Origin of the sequence: Proteiniphilum sp. (genome assembly GCF_034927365.1) — a bacterium.
Classification (GTDB): domain Bacteria; phylum Bacteroidota; class Bacteroidia; order Bacteroidales; family Dysgonomonadaceae; genus Proteiniphilum.
This window is the reverse complement of the sequence record NZ_JAYFQD010000015.1, coordinates 21238-38950: the sequence shown is the minus strand read 5'-3', so window position 1 is coordinate 38950 and position 17713 is coordinate 21238. Positions and strand designations below refer to the sequence as shown.

Below are 17713 nucleotides of genomic sequence, written 5' to 3'. Positions count from 1 at the left end.
CAGAGATGAATATGAAAATATATAATATAAGGAGAGCCGTTGTGGCCAAGTTGATAACCCTCTCTATGCTCATTACATGGGGACTTTCTTCCTGTGATTTTTTGAGTATCGACGGTTATATCGATGATGAATTGAAAATGGACTCGATATTTAGTTCCAAACGTTATATTGAAGCTTTCATGTGGGATGCGGCATCACAATTCCCGGATGAGGGGGCTATATTCGGTGGTGGCAGTATGTATACTCCTGGGCCGATGGCGACTGATGAAGCCTTTTGTCTGTTTGGTACGGGAGAGTTTCAGGGAATGGCCTTTGTGCTTGGAGAACGGAACGATGCGAATCTGGGTTATTTCAACCGATGGGGACAATATTACAAGATTATCCGTCAATGTAATACTATCTTTGCCCGCATTGATGAGGCTTCCGACTGGTCAGCCGTCGAACGATTGAATGTGGTCGCCTATACCCGTTTTATCCGGGCTTATGCTTATTACAACCTGTTGATGAATTTCGGTCCGGTAGTCTTGCTGGGCGATGATATCCTCAACAACAATGAAGATATTACCTATTATGACCGTCCACGGGATCTCTACGACGATTGTGTGGAATATATCTGTACAGAGTTTGAAGAAGCAGCCTTGTATCTTCCTTCCAAAGTCAACTCGGTACTGGAATATGGGCGTCCTACCAAGGGTGCGGCACTCGCGTTGGTTGCCAGGGTTAGGTTGATACATGCCAGTGACCTTTTCAACGGGGGACGGTCGGCACGTACCTATTTCGGGAGTTGGACACGGAAAACGGATGGTAAACATTATATTCAGCAGACTTATGATCCGAGGCGCTGGGCAGTTGCCGCTGCCGCTGCCAAACGAGTGATGGATCTTCAGCAGGATGGTCTGTCCATGTACCGCCTACATACGGTAGAAGCGGATGACAGAACACGTCCGTTACCCACCAATGTGAATGATCCCAATTATCACAACCTTTTTCCGGATGGAGCCGCAGGAATCGATCCTTTCCACTCCTATTCGGATATGTTTAACGGTGAAACGGTAATGAATGTTAATCCGGAGTTTATCTGGGCAAGAAATTCAGGTGCAGTTACGAGTTACACCAGACATTCATTTCCGGTAGCCAATGGTGGCTGGAATGGACTGTGTGTGACCCAGAAAGTGGTAGATGCTTATGAGATGGTTGACGGCCGAACCATTAACACAGCCAGTGAGGAATATCCTTATGACGAGACAGGATTTACCAACGACAGGAAGGAGTTGTACCGCGAATATTATTTGAATGCGAACGTCTATAATATGTATGTAAACAGGGAGGCCCGTTTCTATGCCTCTGTCGGTTTCAGTGAAGGTTTCTGGTTAATGGGCTCGACTTCCGATAATACCCAAAAGAACCTCACCATTACCTATTATAATGACTCTCCCAACGGAAAAAGCGGAGCGCCTAATCCGAATGACCACCCTATGACGGGGTATGTTTTGAGAAAATATGTGAATCCGATCGATGCCTGGGCAGGTACTTCGGCGAGAAGGATTGATAAACCATTCCCGATTATCCGGTATGCAGAGATCCTGTTGTCATACGCAGAAGCTTTGAACCAACTGGGGAATGAAAGTTTCACCATTGAAGTAGACGAGCAGCATCAGACTTTTACCCGGGATATTGCCGAGATAAAGAGAGTCATCAATCTGGTGCGTTACCGTGCCGGCTTGCCGGGCTTGCAGGATGCAGATATGGCAGATGCCAATAAAGTCATGGAAAAAATTAAAAAGGAGCGTATGGTGGAATTCCTCTATGAGAACCGGAGATATTTCGATGTACGTCGCTGGGGTGATTATGAAGCATCTGAGAGTGAGCCGATCAAAGGGATGAATACCGCGGGTACGAGGGATACCTATTATCAGCGTGTGGTACCTACCAGTTATCGTATTACCAATCGGGTTGTCAACCGCAGGATGATATTCTTGCCAATTCCGAAAGCAGAAATGCTGCGTTTACCTTCATTCGATCAGAACCCGGGCTGGTAAACCTATTCATATATTTTAATGAACAATGAAAATAAATTGATTAATCGTATGAAACATATAAGATTTATAAATCTGCTGTTTGTCCCTCTCCTTATATTTGTCTTGTTATCTTGTAACAGGGATGAGATTTTTGAGCGGGAACAATACAAGGCTGTAGTGGCTTTGCTCAGTGATGATGGTTTTAATATTTTTTCGGAAGAACTTGAATTTTCTGACGGAGTCGACGGATATATCGCGGCTTCCTGCGGTGGTGTTTTGCCTACGACTGAACCGATCGATATAAGTATCGTTGAAGATGTAAGTCTGATTGGCCGGTATAATATCAGTAATTTCGATACCGATGCCGAACGTTATGCTCTTTACCTGAGCTCTGACAGGTATCAGATTGAGAAGCATAGTATCACTATTCCTACCGGGGAAAGAATGGGTAGGATGCATATCCGGTTGCGCACGACCGGACTGTCTCCCGATTCTGTTTATTTCATCCCATTTAGGGTAAACAATTTTTCTGCGTATGAATTTAATCCTAAAAAATCGACAGTTCTCTATCGATTATATTTGAAAAACTTTTATGCATCTACTAAGGATGGTGATGGAGCTACTATCTACAATCAACGTGGAAAAAGAGGTATAACGAACACCATGGTGCAGAAAAAAGTCTTTCCTACCGGAAGCAATGAGGTGAGGATTATGGCGGGAATCAAGGAATTCCAGAAAGAAGAGGAATTAATTGACAGGTGGTCTATCCGGTTAATTGTCGGTGAGGATGATAAAGTCACGATCTTGCCCTGGAACACTTCAGACTATGGAATGAAGCTTACTCAGATCGACGGAAATCCCGATTTCCCTAATACATTCAGTATTGTGAATGATGGCTATAATACCTATAAAACGTTCCTGCTCCGTTATAATTATGTAGATCCGGATGATGGTAATACCTATGAAATGTCGGAAGAACTGAGATTACAATTCAGTGAGAGAGATGAATATTAAAAAACAATTTATCCGCAATGAATATGAACTATTTTAAATATCTAACGATTGTCATGCTTGCCATATTGGCCGCATGTAATAATTTCGATCCGTTTGTAGTGACCGAGAAACCGTATGTGAATCAAACATCGGTGCAATTATACGTGGGACCGCATGCGGGCGATCGTAATACAATTCAATTAGTGAGTAGTCCTGCCGGTAAATCTTATGTGTGGACCAGTCAGGACCCCACTGTGGTTACGGTTACCCAATCGGGCTTGCTGACCGCCGTAGGTGAGGGGATTACTACTGTAACGATTGCCTCTGATGACGATAAGACAGTTGTCGATGTGAATGTAAAGGAATTTATTCCATTAACAGGTTTTACATTGAGTACACAGTCGGTAATAGGTTTCTGGCAAGACAAAACCCGTGTGTTCGTGACATACACTCCTGAAAATGCGACCGATGTGAATCTCGAGTGGAGTTCGTCAAATCGGAATGTGGCAGAGGCCTACAATAATGGACTGATTAAAACACTGGAAGAAGGAAGGGCTACCGTCACTGTCAAACATGGCAATATCGAACAGACGATAGATGTATGGGTTCCCGCTCCTCCGGTGAAAATGAGCAAAGCGGGTTGGAGTATTCCGGGATATGATCCGAACAGTGATGACGGTACAATCGGTTATAGCTCACAACAGAGAAGCGATGGCGGTGGTGTACCATCCATTATTGATGACAATCTGAATACATACTGGCATGCCAGATGGAGTGGAGCTGCCAGTAATTATCCGCATTGGTTTATTATTGACCTGGGAGAAGAGGTGACTATTGCCCAAGTAGGTATGGCAAGACGTACCGGTGATAACCGTGGACAAAAAGGTTATCAAGTATTTACCTGTCTTGCAAGCGGAGCGGTAAACTTATCCGATCCCAATACCTGGGATTGGCAGGATCAGGGTGATATTCCTTTCGACTCAAACAGGGATGGAATCCAGATACAACCTTTGAGTAAATTTCCACAAGCACGCTATGTGAAGGTATATATAGCTGATAAATATAGGGGTAGTAATAACTTTGCCATGGTTGGCGATTTTAGCGTCTATATTTTTAAAGATTAATTTGGCTTAAAGTATCAGGGATATCTGACAAAAGATATCCCTGATTTTTTATATACATTCCTTAAAACTTTTACCTTCACTACAGAGTCACCCCAGAAATTGTATTTTTTTTAATCTTGTAAATCTTGTCGTCCATACTCGAAACATTGTTGTAAATTGGTGAAAGAATCGAGTGTATTCGAAACTTTTCTTGCTATTTTGTAAAGTTATACATTCTCTTTTGGCTTGATTATTATTTTTTTTAATAACCAAATTTTAATAACGAGAGGGAGCCGAAATATGCTTGTAACCAAAAGCCAAAAAACCTGTCGTAAACGGCATATTCGCTACCGTTTTTAGTCAGAATTTCTTTGTCGAGCAGTAGCCGTGATGCTGTTTGTACAGACGAAGATGAATGCTGGGCATGTTTTTTGATAAAACTACTACCTGTTATGTTTGTCGCTTTTCCCTCTTTGGCGATCGCGTACAGACATTCTTTCTGCCGGTCAGGGAGTAGATTTAGAATCTCGGAAAACAACGTCTCGTAGGTATAAATTCGGTTCAATACCGCTTTTGCAAAAATTTCATTGGTACATTTTTCATCCTCGTCAAGCTCCGAAAAAAGCTGATTTAAGACCGATTGCACATAAAACGTATGCCCTTCGAAAATATCGTACGCTTTTTCGATAAAAATCGCATCAACATCTTTTCTGGCTTTTTTGAAAAGTTCAGATGCAAATCGTATGTATTCTTTTTTCTCAATCACATCGAGCGATTGTAAAACTGCACTTTGATAGAAAGGTTTTGAGGCGGAGAAAAACATTTCGTGCAGAATATGGCGTTGACTTCCCGAAAAAATAAAATTAGACTTTGTCGTTTTTTGTATGTGCGTGCGGAGAATTGCCTCGGTGTTTTTTTCGGGGTATTTGGCTATTTGCTGAAATTCGTCTATGGCAATAATGCAGGGCTTGTCGGTGGTGTTGAGGTACTGAAAAATTTCCTCCAACGTAAATTCTGGCGATTTTATTTCGCCAATTCCAATGTCGAAAACAGGCGCACCCGTCCGCTCGTCCAATTTAAAACCTGCCCGCAACGAAGAAATTACCGTAAAAAAACTGTCAACAAACGACTTTCCTTTGGGTTTTAGGCTGTCAAAAATTTCTTTTCCGAGCTTATAGATAAACTCTGACAAATTGCTTGTGGCATAAATATCCACAAAGAAGGTGTAGTAGCCCGTTGTAATTTTTTTGTTCCGAAAACAATGCTTAATAAGCCCTGTCTTGCCCATTCTTCGGGGAGAAACGAGCACTACATTGTTGCCGTTGGTAACTAATTTTATTAAGTTTTTACTCTCTTCAACCCTGTCGCAAAAGTATTCTTGCGAAATATAGCCGCTCACTAAAAAGGGATTTTTCATATTTTTGCTATTAAGAACTACATGCAAAGAAACATATTGTTTTTCAATTATCAAAATATAATTATTAAATTATAATAATTATATTGTGGTGATTTCATCTTGAGCTCTTGCCAAATTTTGCTTTATAGTGGGGGCTAGTGCTGGCGTAGGTGTTTACCTGTTACTTTGACAAAAGAGGAATAATAAGATAGAAATCGTTGCTATGTGTGAAAAAAATAATAACTTTGGCATTCAATGCAGAATTTCGTAAAAAAACTTCAATAAATAAATTTAAAGTATGAGAGAACACAGAAAACTCAAGATGGGCATGGTTGGTGGTGGAAGCGATGCTTTTATCGGAGCGATACACCGTCGCGCGGCATTCATGGATAACCTGGTAGAACTGGTATGCGGCTGTTTCAGCGTGGATCCGGAAATATCGAAGAGTTCCGGAAGGGAATATTTCGTCCCCGATCACCGCATCTATGATAACTACCAAGAGATGTTTGAACGCGAAATGGCATTGCCTGAAGAGGAGCGTATGGATTTCGTCACCATTGTTACCCCCAATAAATGGCATTTCGAACCGGCTATGATGGCGTTGGAGAGAGGTATTCACGTGGTACTCGACAAGCCGATCACCTTTTCCCTCGAGGAGGCAGTGAAGCTTAAAGAAAAAGTAGAGGAAACCGGCCTGGTGCTGGCGCTTACCCATGTCTATTCGGGATATCCGGCCGTGAAAGAGGCGAAAACCCGGATTGCCAGCGGTGAACTGGGAAAACTCAGGAAAGTATATGTGGAATACACCCAGGGATGGCTGTCGCAACGCATCGAATTGCAAGGCGGCAACAACGCGGGATGGAGAACCAATCCCAAGACTACCGGTAAGGCCGGTTGTATGGGCGATATTGGTACCCATGCATGGCATCTGGCGGAATATGTGACGGGACTTAAAGTACAGGAAGTGTGTGCCGACCTGCAGACTTATGTGGAAGGACGCCCGGTGGATGACGACGGCGTTTCGCTGCTGCGTCTGGAGAACGGTGTTACCGGCGTACTGATGGCTACCCAGATTGCTACGGGTGAAGCCAATAATATCCGTATCCGTGTGTATGGCGATAAGGGAGGACTTGAATGGAGACAGATGGATCCGAACCGGTTGATCCTGAGATGGGGTGATAAACCCACACAGGAACTCTATATGGGAAATAATGAATTTCTCAGTGATATTGCCAAATGGAACACCAGAACACCGGCAGGACACCCCGAAGGTTTCATTGAAGCTTTCGCCAATATCTACCGCAATTTTGCATTGACCGTGATGGCCAAAAGAAATGGAGAGACTCCCGGTGGACCGATTACCGACTTCCCCACGGTATATGATGGCCTCCGAGGTATGCAATTTGTCGAGACGATGGTAGAGGCAGGAAAGGATGACAACACGAAGTGGTTTAAGTGGATAGAATAACAATTATTTTTGTCAAAAAAGCACATTTAATAGAAACATTCTTTTAAATAGAATAAAATTTTGTACTTTTATAGGCAAATAACGGTGATATATAGATACAAACTATAACTTAATATTCATTATCAAGAAGTGTAATGTCAAAGCGTGCAAGAAGAGAACGTAAAACAGGAAAGAAACTACATCAACGTAAAGGTTTTTACCTAACCATTGGTATTTTCATTGGAATTGTTTTTGTAGCGGCACTGTATCAGACGTCAGTCTATTTCTCCACGAATGAATCGTGCATGATGTGTCATGTGCATCCACATGCTGAAGAAAACTGGATGCTGTCGGTGCATGTGAATAACTCGAGCGGGGTGATGGTAAACTGTGTGGATTGCCACCTCCCTCCCAAAGATGATACCTGGGCACACTATACCGCAAAAATCTCTTTAGGGGCACGTGACCTGTGGGGATATCTTACCAAGGATCCTGCCAAGATCGACTGGGATAAGAAATCTGAGTTGGAGCATGCAGTGAAATATATTCCTAATGCTTCTTGTGTCAAATGTCATCAGAATCTTTTTCCCGAGGGGATCAGTGATGAGGCTATTACCGCGCATCTCTATTACGAAGAAAATGCGGAAAAGCTTGACTTGCAATGTATCAGTTGCCACCTCGACGTGGGGCATTATAATCCGAATTATTCCCACGGCCAGATGACGGGGATTCCCGGTGTGACAGGATCTAACGTGTTAGATACCAGCCTGTTTTATAAGGTGCCGGCAGAAGTTACCTCCTTCACCAATTACACGGAACAGATCCCGGGTACCATGATTTCATTCAATATGATCGCCATTGAAGGTGGTACCTTTACGATGGGGAGCCCCGAGAAGGAACCCTTCCGCAATCCGGACGAATCACCCCAGCATGAAGTAGCGCTGAGCCCGTTCTTTATGGCGGAAGTAGAAACTACCTGGGATATGTACTGGGCTTTCTATGCAGAGACAATGAGTGAAGGACGCACTCCCCCGGAAACGGTCTATGCAAATAACCTGAGTGCGATGGGGGTAGATGCCATATCGGGTCCCACTCCTCCGTTCGGCTATCCCGATCAGGGTTGGGGACAGGGAGACCGCCCGGCTATCACGATGACCCATTATGCCGCAGAGACATTCTGCCAGTGGTTGTCGGAGAAGACCGGTAGGAAATATCGCCTGCCTACTGAAGCTGAATGGGAATACGCTGCCCGTGGAGGTACCCAAACACCTTATTTCTTCGCGGGAAGTCCGAAGGATTTCTCAGACAAGGGCTTTATGAAGAATATTTTCAAGCCGAAGACGGAAGGAATCTCTTCCTATGTGATTTATGACAAGAATAGTGACGGGCGTACACAACCGCCTTCACAAGTGATGCCCAATCCGTTCGGATTGAAGAATATGTTGGGTAACGTAATGGAATATACCTCCGACAAGTATGATCCGCAAGCTTATTCGAAACGTTCGGGTGTTACACAAGATCCACAGGTGACCGAAGGTGAAGAGTGGGTTGTAAGGGGTGGACTCTATTCGTCCGATGCTGCTGACTTACGCAGTGCAAGCCGTAGCCATACGCAACATGTAGCCTGGTTGAGAACCGACCCGCAACAGCCGAAGAGTATCTGGTGGTATTCCGATATAAAAGGAATTGGCTTCCGCGTAGTTTGCGAGGCTCAGTAGTTATTCGGCTACGCCGTTATTCGATAGTTATTCGTTCGCTACGCTCACGTGATTCGGCTTCGCCGTTGTTCGCACTTCGTGCGAGAATGGATAGATGTTTTAGTATGGAAAGATTGGCCATATGAAACTGGAAGATTTAGAAATCTACAATTTATCTATGGATCTGGCTGAAAAGATCTACAATGAGATAGTGGAGTTTGACTATTTTCATAGGGATACTTTGGAAAAGCAATGGATCAGGGTGATTGACTCTGTAGGATTAAATATAAGTGAGGGTTTTGGACGTTATACTCATAAAGAGTCAAAAGCTTTTTCAATTATTGCCAGAGGTTCCTTATATGAAAGTAAAACATGTTTAAATAAGATATTCAGGAGAAAAATAATTTCGGAGGAGGTGTATAATGAACTTCTGAAGGAGCATAATAACTTGGGAGTAAAGTTGAATAATTATATTACATCTCAAACCAATTTGATGAAAAAGTAACAACTGAATAACAACCGAATAATAACTGATAATAACTTAAAACAAATCAAAGTAATGAAGAAAGAGAACAGTGTAACCAGAAGGTCATTTTTGAAGACTTCCGCCGTTGCAGGGGCAGTCGGAGTGATTGGAACCAGTTCAGCAGGAATTTTGACATCTTGTGCAACCGGAGGTAAAAAAGATGCTATCGTACCCTTGAAAGAACCAGGTACTTACTATATTCCTGAATTGCCTGATTTGGCTGCTGACGGGAAAGAATTGAAAGCCGGTGTGGTAGGATGCGGTGGACGTGGTTCCGGAGCTGCAATGAACTTCCTGAATGCTGCCAACGGAGTAACTATTGTGGCTTTGGGTGATGTATTTGAGGATAGGGTAAATGGCTTGGCCGACAGACTGAAAAAAGATAAGAATATTGATATCCCGGCTGACAAGCGTTTTGTAGGATTAGATGCATACAAACAGGTGATCGACAGCGGTATCGACGTGCTGATCGACTGCACACCTCCCTTCTTCCGTGCGGAACATTTCAAATATGCGGTAGAAAAAGGTAAACACAGTTTCCTGGAAAAACCGATTTGCGTGGATGCAGCCGGTTACCGTACCTTGGTTGCTGCAGCTAAACAGGCACAGGCAAAGAAATTGTCCGTAGTGACCGGCACACAACGTCACCACGAACGTAAATATGTGGAGGGCTACAAGCAGGTGATGAATGGTCTTATCGGTGAGATCACCGGTGGAGCAGTCTATTGGAATCAGAGCATGTTGTGGTATCGCGACCGTCAACCCCAATGGAACGATTTCGAATTCATGGTACGTGACTGGGTGAACTGGAAATGGCTCTCGGGCGACCATATAGTGGAACAGCATGTACACAATATCGATGTGTTTACCTGGTTCTCCGGATTGAAACCCGTGAAAGCAGTCGGCTTCGGTTCGCGCCATCGTCGTGTCACTGGTGACCAGTACGATAATTTCAGTGTCGACTTTACCATGGAGAATGGTATTCACTTGCATAGCATGTGTCGCCAGATCGATGGTTGTGCCAATAACGTGAGCGAGTTTATTCAGGGTACAAAAGGCTCATGGACCAGTAACGGTCATGTGATCAAGGATCTTCAAGGTAATGTACTATGGCAGTATGATAGTGAGGCTGAAAAGGCTGAATTCAAACAAATTGATCCTTATACACTGGAGCATGTCAATCTGATCAACAGTATCCGTAAGAACACCCCGATCGAGCAGGCTTCTGAAACAGCCGTATCGAACATGGGAGCTATCATGGGCCGCGAGTCGGCTTACACCGGCCAGGAAGTGACTTGGGATGCTATGACTGCCGCTCAGTTGGATTATACACCTGCCGACATGAATATCGGAAAGATGAATATGTCCGGATTTACCGTTCCTGTACCGGGAAGCGGAAAATAAAAAGTTGCGATTATGACACTCGACAGGAGAAAATTTATACAAACAACCCTCGCCGGGTCTGCAGCCTTCGCGGTAGGCGGATGTAACTCCCTGGCTTCGGCTAAAGGGAAAGACAACGCCTCCGCGACTAAGGCGAAATTGAATATCTCCTTTCAGGAAGGGATTGCTCCCGGTAATAACCTGAAAGAAAAGTTCGATTTCATGGAAAAGCATGGTGTAGTTGGATTTGAACCTCATGGAGGAGGGATCCGCAACCGGATGCCGGAGTTCAAAGATACCCTTAAGGGACGTAATATCAAGGTGAGCGTCATCTGTGCCGGCTTCGAGGGATTTATCCTCTCTACCGATCCTGCGATCCGGAAGAAATGCCGTGATACGATGGAGGTGCTGATGATCGCTGCCGGTGAGCTCGAAGCCGAAGGGGTGATCATTGTACCTGCCTTCAACGGCCAGCAACCGGCGATGCCCCACACGCAGGAGACGCGCGACTTCCTCTGTAAGCAGTTCGATGAAATGGGTACCTTTGCCCATCAGCATGGGACAACCGTTATTTTCGAACCCCTAAACCGCAAGGAAGCATTCTTCCTTCGCCAGGTGGCTGATGCTGCCTCCATCTGCCGCGATATCAACAATCCCGGTGTAAAATGTATGGGTGACTTCTGGCATATGACCTGGGAAGAAAACTGTGATATGGCGGCTTTCCTTTCCGCCGGAGAACATCTCCAGCACGTGCATGTGGCTAGCCGTAAGCGTCGCAGCATGCCGGGTGAAGATGGTGAAGCCGACAACTACGTGCAGGGATTCAGAGGGCTCAAGATGATGGGCTACGACAAGTATGTCAGCTTTGAATGTGGTGCACAGGGCGACCGTAACATAGTAGTACCGGCAGCGCTTGAATTACTTCGTAAGCAATGGAAAGAGGCGTGAGGTGTTTCCTCCGTCCGATAGTCGAATAGACTTTTTCATTCAATGATAAGTTAGTTTATAAAGGCTGTCTCGTTTTGAGATGGCCTTTTTTCCTGACTTCGGCGCTTTAATTAAGAATCTATTTTTCGTTAAATATATTCCAATTAATGCGTACCTTTGCATTTATTTCTTTTATTTATTAATTTCAATAGAGTCTCCATGAAACCAATTCTTTCTCTTTTCTTTGCCGGAATTTGTTCTCTCTTGTTCGTGTCATGTATCAACGAAGAGGGGGAAGGAGGAACTGCATCTGTTGATGGATTTGTATACAAGATTGTCCATCCCGACGGAGAATATAATTTTACAAAAGATACATTCCCTGCTGCACGTACTGATGTTTATATCCAGTATGGAAATCAAAAACCTTACGGAGATAAAATGGATATAGGACCTGATGGTTATTTTAAATTTAAATACCTGATGGACGGTAATTACATCGTTTTTGCCTACAACAAGTATCCCAATGGGTATGAGGAAGCAGTTTTCGATACCGTATATGTACATAAAGGCAAAAATGCAACTACAAAAGACATATATATCCATGAAGGTAAAATGTTCGGAAAATCTTTCATAAAAGGTACGATACTGGCCGAATATTACGACAAGAATGTTCTTATTGATTCCAGACCGGCTGTAGATCAACGGGTATATATACGGAAAAAAGGCAGTACCATGCCTTTTGATGATGTTCGTGCCGGAACCGACGGTACTTTTATTTTTGAGAAACTGGCTGTAGGTGAATATCAGATATACGGTATAAGCGAAACAGAGGACCGGGTTTTATATGTCAGGAATATAACAGATGTAAAAGTTACCGAAAAAGAGACAATGACTGAGATTTCCGATCCGATCATCATACGACTCCGATCATAAAAAGGGCAGATCGTCCCAAATAAACGTGGCACGTGACTATATATTGCCAGGAAAATAATATTATCATCATATAACATGTAACGCAACTCTCATTAAAAATATGCATAAAAAAGGATTAAAATTGATGCTCTTTCTTCTTCTTCTCATAGGAAGTATACATTTTTCGTATTCGCAAACTTCGCCGGAATCATTAAGAGATGAAAACAGGGAGCGGAAGAAAAACTTAACTATTCGTGAATACAATACCGACGCAAAAGGGCGGAATAGCTGGCTTGACCACTTGACCGTTTACAATAGTGAAGGGTATAAAATAGAAGAAATAGAGTATGCCACGTATGGAATGCGTCAGCGAACTCTTTATGAATACAATGAGCAGAATCAGTGTATAAAGGAGATAGTATATGATGACAGAAATAAAATAAGTCGCATAAAAAAATACGAATATAACGAGGACGGCACCAAAAAAACGCAGTACAACTATTTGCCCAATGGAAGATTATACTCCAAAAAAGAGTTTCAGTACAACTATCAATAACTCTGCTTCCCCCGTATTGTACCCTGAGGAATCATTGTACGGCATATTGGATGAATTTGAAATAATTTCCCTTGCCGAAATGGATAGTGTACGCCTGATGAGTAGGATAGACACTAAATACCTGCTCAACCGGCACCAGTTACCGCAGTTGTTGATAAAAGCCCGGGAACATTATAAAATCCTTGAAATAAACAATAAGCGCGTAGCAGCCTATTCTACTGTTTATTGGGATACTGACCTTTCGGAAATGTATATTATGCATCATAACCGAAAACTGAACCGCTATAAAATACGAATGCGTTCTTATCTTGATTCTGATATTTCATTCTTAGAGATAAAGCAAAAGAACAACAAGGGTATAACATCAAAAAGACGGATTGAAATTGATAATTCACGGTTTTATAACTGGCTTCTGAATGAAAGAGAAGAGCAATTCCTGGCAGAGATATCACCCTATTGTTTTGATGCACTGAGGCCGAGTCTCCAGAATTCTTTCCAACGGATAACACTGGTGGATAAAGAAGAAACGGAACGGATTACGATAGATTTGGATTTAACGTACAAGCGAATCGATTCTTCCCATATCCACAAAATGGAAGATTTGGTTATTATCGAAATGAAACAGGGCGTAGGTTCAACACATTCTTTTTTTTACAATTATTTGAGAGACATGTCTATCCAGCCTGTTAATATGAGCAAATACTGTATGGGAATGACACTGATTTACCCTGCATTAAAATCCAACCGGTTCAAAAAGAAATTAAGATTAATCAACAAAATAACAAACAATACAAATTATGCTTCAAACTGATTTTCCGGAATACGATCCGTCCATCGCAGAGATGTACGGGGGACAGGGGTTTTCCGGCCCCGATTTTATGGGAGTTCCGCTTTTCGAAGGACAATCGGTACTTGAATTGGTGATCCGCTTTGGTTTCAACCTGCTTATTTGTTGGACTATTGTAAGATTTTTTTATTACAGAAAAAGCGGAAGACGGGATTTCTATTTTACGTTCGTTTTATTTTCGGTTGCCGTATTTCTGCTTATTTATCTGCTCGACAGCGTACGTCTGCAAATAGGAATGGCATTAGGGTTGTTTGCTATTTTTGGAATTATACGCTACCGGACCGAACAGGTTTCCATTCGGGAAATGACCTACTTGTTTATTATCATAGGTGTTTCCGTAATCAACGGCCTATCCAAATCAATCAGTGTGGTGGAACTTTTCATTGCCAATCTGTTCTTCATCGCCATTATCGCGATTATGGAAAGCCCCAGGATCGTCAAGCATATTTCCTCTAAGATAGTGCTATATGAGCGGATAGAACTAATTGTGCCGGAAAGGGCGGAAGAATTAAAAGCGGATCTGGAAAAAAGAACCGGCTTGCATATTTTGAAAATGGAAATTGGACATATCGACTTTCTGCGTGATGTAGCCTATGTCAAGATTTACTACTATCCACAGTTAAATGAACCGAATACCATTGACCGTATTACTAAATTGGGAGATTTCTCTTAGATGAAAAGAAGAAAACAGATACTGCTTCTCTACGCCTGTTTGTGCCATTGTGTCGTAAATGTATCGGCCCAATTGCACGACACGGGTGCGATGACTGTCCTCACCTTTTCTAAAGATATGAGCCGTTTTGCCGATCTGGAGGTAGAGCAGGAATTTCGTTTTGATAATAATATGACATCTTTCAGACGTTCGACCACTTCTTTGGGATTTGGTTATGAACTCGTCCGCGATTTTCTGAAAATCAATACAGGATATGATTTGATATGCAGGGATGAAGAGAATCATTATGAAATGCGGCATCGTGTTTCGGTGGCACTCAATGCTCAAAGAAAATACCTGAGAACCGATTTCAAAATCAGAACGCGCCTCCAATCAACCTACCGTGATGAAAATAGGGGAGACTATAAATTCAATCCGAAATATGTCTGGCGAAACAGAATGGAAGTGCAATATAACTTTTTTAAATTGCCTTTACGCCCCTATGCCTCGGGTGAGGTGCTATGTCCTGTCAATAGCAGACATGGGTTATTTGCCGATGAATACCGACTGACGTTAGGCTGCAAATACCGACTGACAAGAAAAAATACTTTAGATATTTCGCTACGCTACGATCATGAAATACAGCAAGTAGCACCTGAAAACATACTTTATCTTAACCTTGGCTGGAAATATAAGATTGATTAATTCTTTTTATCTATCCCAAATTTTAATATTTTTGTGAGAAGATAGGTGGAATAGAATCCCTTTATTTAATTAAAATCAATCATATATGGACAAATTTGTACGTTTTCTATCATCATATAAAGCCTCTATTGTATTATTGCTGATTTACGCTGTCGGGTTGGCATTGGCTACTTTTGTGGAGAAGTGGATGGGTACGCAAGCTGCGAAAATGATGATCTATTATTCGCCCCTGTTCCTATTCCTGCAATTCCTGTTGGTGGTCAACTTTATTTTGATCCTTTTCGGCCGTAATTTTATCCAACAGAAAAAATGGGCGATGGTGGTGATCCACTGTGCATTGGTGGTCATCCTCTTAGGGGCAATGACTACTTTCCTGTTCGGCAAGGAGGGGCAGGTGCATATCCGTGAAGGTGAGAAAGCCGACCAGATGGTGATGCATACCTCCAAGGGAGTCAAAAAGGAGACTTTTCCTTTCCAGTTGGAACTCGTCGATTTCCGGTTGATCCGCTATCCCGGATCCCAAAGCCCCTCCTCCTATGAGAGTGAGCTGCGGGTGTATGTGGACGGTGAGGTTCGTGAAGCGAAAGTGTTTATGAATAATGTGCTGGACGTGAAGGGATACCGTTTCTTTCAGGCATCGTATGACAAGGATGAACTGGGGACTATCCTCTCGGTGAACAAGGATGTGGCGGGGCGTACCATCACTTATACGGGTTATCTCCTGTTGCTGGCAGGCTTTGTCCTTATGTTCTTCATGCCCAATTCACGTTTCCGTAAGTTGTCACAACAGTTGAAGGAAGTGAGGAAGGGTGCCCTCGTTGCACTCTCTCTGATGATGGCGGTGGTAGGTTCGGCACAAAATACGACCGGAGCGGTACTTGAAAACAGTATTCCTGCGGAACATGCGGCTAAATTTGGAGCACTGCCGGTGCAATTCCGTGGACGAACGATGCCCATGAATACTTTCTCTTCTGAAATTATCCGAAAAGTACACAAGGAGCAAAAATTTGGAGAACTCAATTCCGACCAGTTCCTTCTCGGCTTGCTTGCCATACCGCAGATGTGGATGCAGGTACCTTTCATCGCCTTGTCCGATAAAGAAATCAGTGCGCGATACAATTTGCCTGAAGAATATGTTCCCTATTTTCTTCTCTTCGACCGACAAGGGAATTACAGGTTGCTTCCTCAATTACAGGAGATCTACCATCGACCGGCCGACAAGAGGAGTTCTTCCGATAAAGATCTGATCAAACTCGATGAACGGGTAAACATACTCTATCAGTTGTTCAATCATACAATGTTTGGGCTTTACCCCGATCCGAATGATCCGTCCCATACATGGTATGCGTCAGGTGACGATCTTTCCGTTTTTTCCAAAGCTGATTCTCTCTTTATTGTCCAGTCGTTTGAGCAATATCTGGAAGAAGTACGCCAGGCGTTGCGGAGTGGGGATTGGAGCAAGGCTGACCAGGCTTTAGACGTGATAGGGACATACCAGTTGGACAACGACAAAGCCTCGCTGATCCATCCGGAGAAACTGGAGGCGGAGTACCGTTATAACCAATGGGACCTGTTCAACCGTGTGAAAGTCGGTTATTTCATTTCCGGGGGATTGCTACTCATTTTCGCCCTGATGCAAATCCTGCGCGAAAAACGATGGAAGCGTTATGCTGCTGCTTTCCTGACGGGCTGTATCATTTTGTTGTTCCTTTGTCACATGTTCGGTATGGGGATGCGGTGGTATATCTCAGGATATGCACCCTGGAGCAATTCGTATGAGACCATGGTCTATGTGTCGTGGGCAACGGTACTGGCCGGATTTATCTTCGGACGAAGGAGTACCCTTACCCGTGCACTGGCTTCCCTTTTTGGAGGAATCATTCTTTTCGTGGCTGCACTGAACTGGATGGATCCGCAGATCAACACATTGGTGCCCGTATTGAAGTCGCCCTGGTTGATGTTTCACGTGGCAGTGATTGTCGCTGCATATGGATTCTTCGGAATCAGCTTCCTGTTGGGTATCACCAATCTCTCGATAATGGCTTTTGCAAAGGAGAGTCCCCGATTATCCGTCCGTATACAGGAGTTGACCATCATCAATAATATGTCGTTATTGGTGGGCGTAGTCCTGTTGACTGCCGGCACGTTTCTCGGTGCAGTTTGGGCGAATGAGTCGTGGGGAAGATACTGGGGCTGGGATCCAAAGGAGACCTGGGCACTCATCTCCATCGTGGTTTACACCATCGTCACCCATTTGCATTTAATCAAGAAATGGAATAGCCAGTGGCTTTTTAATCTTCTCTCGGTTTTTGCTTTCTCTTCCGTCCTTATGACTTATCTGGGCGTCAACTATTTCCTTAGCGGGATGCACTCCTATGGTGAGACGGAAGGGGTAGGCTCTGCTTTCCTTTATATCGGGATTACTTTCGCTGCGGTTGCTCTATTGGGGATTATTTCGTGGAAAAAGAATAAGAGTGAAAAATTAAGAGAGAAGAATGAAAAATTAAGGATTAAGAGAGTGGTAAGCGAAAAGGTGTAAAATTGGTAATTA

Annotated in this window: 15 protein-coding genes; 14 read left to right on the top strand and 1 reads right to left on the bottom strand. The window is 43.4% G+C overall.

The genetic code is table 11. The features are described from left to right. The first annotated feature begins 11 nt into the window (after positions 1 to 11). From VB073_RS11775 to VB073_RS11765, 3 genes are read left to right on the top strand one after another with little or no spacing between them, the layout of a single operon-like run. Positions 12 to 2039 carry a RagB/SusD family nutrient uptake outer membrane protein gene (locus tag VB073_RS11775; protein ID WP_323404377.1) on the top strand — a complete coding sequence of 676 codons (2028 nt, stop codon included), beginning with the start codon at positions 12 to 14 and terminating at the stop codon, positions 2037 to 2039. Positions 2040 to 2087: 48 nt separating this feature from the next. Next, entirely contained in the window at positions 2088 to 3032 is a 945-nt protein-coding gene (locus tag VB073_RS11770) for a BT_3044 domain-containing protein (RefSeq protein WP_323404376.1), read from the top strand. 23 nt (positions 3033 to 3055) lie between these two features. Beyond that, entirely contained in the window at positions 3056 to 4135 is a 1080-nt protein-coding gene (locus VB073_RS11765; RefSeq protein ID WP_323404375.1) for an Ig-like domain-containing protein, read from the top strand. A gap of 241 nt (positions 4136 to 4376) precedes the next feature. Here the strand turns inward: VB073_RS11765 and VB073_RS11760 are convergent, their stop codons facing one another. After that, a complete protein-coding gene (locus tag VB073_RS11760; protein WP_323404374.1) occupies positions 4377 to 5531 on the bottom strand; it encodes an ATP-binding protein in 1155 nt (384 codons plus the stop codon). 277 nt (positions 5532 to 5808) lie between these two features. Between VB073_RS11760 and VB073_RS11755 the strand changes: the two genes are divergently transcribed. The 11 genes from VB073_RS11755 (at position 5809) to ccsA (ending at position 17701) form a co-directional block, all read left to right on the top strand. Beyond that, positions 5809 to 6978 (top strand): Gfo/Idh/MocA family oxidoreductase, encoded by a 1170-nt coding sequence (locus VB073_RS11755; protein ID WP_323404373.1) that lies wholly within the window; start codon positions 5809 to 5811, stop codon positions 6976 to 6978. Positions 6979 to 7112: 134 nt separating this feature from the next. After that, positions 7113 to 8675: an SUMF1/EgtB/PvdO family nonheme iron enzyme gene (locus VB073_RS11750; RefSeq protein ID WP_323404372.1), complete on the top strand. Its 1563-nt coding sequence runs from the start codon at positions 7113 to 7115 to the stop codon at positions 8673 to 8675. 121 nt (positions 8676 to 8796) lie between these two features. Further along, positions 8797 to 9159 (top strand): four helix bundle protein, encoded by a 363-nt coding sequence (locus VB073_RS11745; RefSeq protein WP_323404371.1) that lies wholly within the window; start codon positions 8797 to 8799, stop codon positions 9157 to 9159. A gap of 54 nt (positions 9160 to 9213) precedes the next feature. Next, on the top strand, positions 9214 to 10584 hold the full coding sequence (locus tag VB073_RS11740) for a Gfo/Idh/MocA family oxidoreductase (protein ID WP_323404370.1): 1371 nt from the start codon (positions 9214 to 9216) through the stop codon (positions 10582 to 10584). Between the two features lie 12 nt (positions 10585 to 10596). After that, entirely contained in the window at positions 10597 to 11511 is a 915-nt protein-coding gene (locus VB073_RS11735; RefSeq protein ID WP_323404369.1) for a sugar phosphate isomerase/epimerase, read from the top strand. 198 nt (positions 11512 to 11709) lie between these two features. Beyond that, entirely contained in the window at positions 11710 to 12423 is a 714-nt protein-coding gene (locus tag VB073_RS11730; protein WP_323404368.1) for a hypothetical protein, read from the top strand. A 100-nt stretch (positions 12424 to 12523) separates the two neighbouring features. Then, positions 12524 to 12958 carry a hypothetical protein gene (locus VB073_RS11725; RefSeq protein WP_323404367.1) on the top strand — a complete coding sequence of 145 codons (435 nt, stop codon included), beginning with the start codon at positions 12524 to 12526 and terminating at the stop codon, positions 12956 to 12958. After that, complete coding sequence (locus tag VB073_RS11720) at positions 12912 to 13769, top strand: polyphosphate polymerase domain-containing protein (RefSeq protein ID WP_323404366.1); 858 nt, start codon at positions 12912 to 12914, stop codon at positions 13767 to 13769. The genes VB073_RS11725 and VB073_RS11720 overlap by 47 nt, the downstream gene beginning before the upstream one ends. A 31-nt stretch (positions 13770 to 13800) precedes the next feature. Beyond that, positions 13801 to 14478 (top strand): DUF4956 domain-containing protein, encoded by a 678-nt coding sequence (locus VB073_RS11715; RefSeq protein ID WP_416349540.1) that lies wholly within the window; start codon positions 13801 to 13803, stop codon positions 14476 to 14478. Then, the gene (locus tag VB073_RS11710; protein WP_323404364.1) at positions 14479 to 15162 is read left to right on the top strand and encodes a DUF2490 domain-containing protein; all 684 of its coding nucleotides are present in this window, start codon (positions 14479 to 14481) and stop codon (positions 15160 to 15162) included. A gap of 85 nt (positions 15163 to 15247) precedes the next feature. Next, on the top strand, positions 15248 to 17701 hold the full coding sequence (ccsA, locus tag VB073_RS11705; RefSeq protein WP_323404363.1) for a cytochrome c biogenesis protein CcsA: 2454 nt from the start codon (positions 15248 to 15250) through the stop codon (positions 17699 to 17701). Positions 17702 to 17713 lie beyond the last annotated feature (12 nt).

Bases quoted from the DNA above. Each gene is read 5' to 3' on its own strand.
- VB073_RS11750 (WP_323404372.1), top strand. From the start codon at position 7,113: ATGTCAAAGCGTGCAAGAAGAGAACGTAAAACAGGAAAGAAACTACAT.
- VB073_RS11715 (WP_416349540.1), top strand. From the start codon at position 13,801: ATGTACGGGGGACAGGGGTTTTCCGGCCCCGATTTTATGGGAGTTCCG.
- VB073_RS11770 (WP_323404376.1), top strand. From the start codon at position 2,088: ATGAAACATATAAGATTTATAAATCTGCTGTTTGTCCCTCTCCTTATA.
- VB073_RS11735 (WP_323404369.1), top strand. From the start codon at position 10,597: ATGACACTCGACAGGAGAAAATTTATACAAACAACCCTCGCCGGGTCT.
- VB073_RS11775 (WP_323404377.1), top strand. From the start codon at position 12: ATGAAAATATATAATATAAGGAGAGCCGTTGTGGCCAAGTTGATAACC.
- VB073_RS11765 (WP_323404375.1), top strand. From the start codon at position 3,056: ATGAACTATTTTAAATATCTAACGATTGTCATGCTTGCCATATTGGCC.
- VB073_RS11710 (WP_323404364.1), top strand. From the start codon at position 14,479: ATGAAAAGAAGAAAACAGATACTGCTTCTCTACGCCTGTTTGTGCCAT.
- VB073_RS11720 (WP_323404366.1), top strand. From the start codon at position 12,912: ATGGAAGATTATACTCCAAAAAAGAGTTTCAGTACAACTATCAATAAC.
- VB073_RS11760 (WP_323404374.1), bottom strand. From the start codon at position 5,531: ATGAAAAATCCCTTTTTAGTGAGCGGCTATATTTCGCAAGAATACTTT.
- ccsA (WP_323404363.1), top strand. From the start codon at position 15,248: ATGGACAAATTTGTACGTTTTCTATCATCATATAAAGCCTCTATTGTA.
- VB073_RS11725 (WP_323404367.1), top strand. From the start codon at position 12,524: ATGCATAAAAAAGGATTAAAATTGATGCTCTTTCTTCTTCTTCTCATA.
- VB073_RS11755 (WP_323404373.1), top strand. From the start codon at position 5,809: ATGAGAGAACACAGAAAACTCAAGATGGGCATGGTTGGTGGTGGAAGC.
- VB073_RS11730 (WP_323404368.1), top strand. From the start codon at position 11,710: ATGAAACCAATTCTTTCTCTTTTCTTTGCCGGAATTTGTTCTCTCTTG.
- VB073_RS11740 (WP_323404370.1), top strand. From the start codon at position 9,214: ATGAAGAAAGAGAACAGTGTAACCAGAAGGTCATTTTTGAAGACTTCC.
- VB073_RS11745 (WP_323404371.1), top strand. From the start codon at position 8,797: ATGAAACTGGAAGATTTAGAAATCTACAATTTATCTATGGATCTGGCT.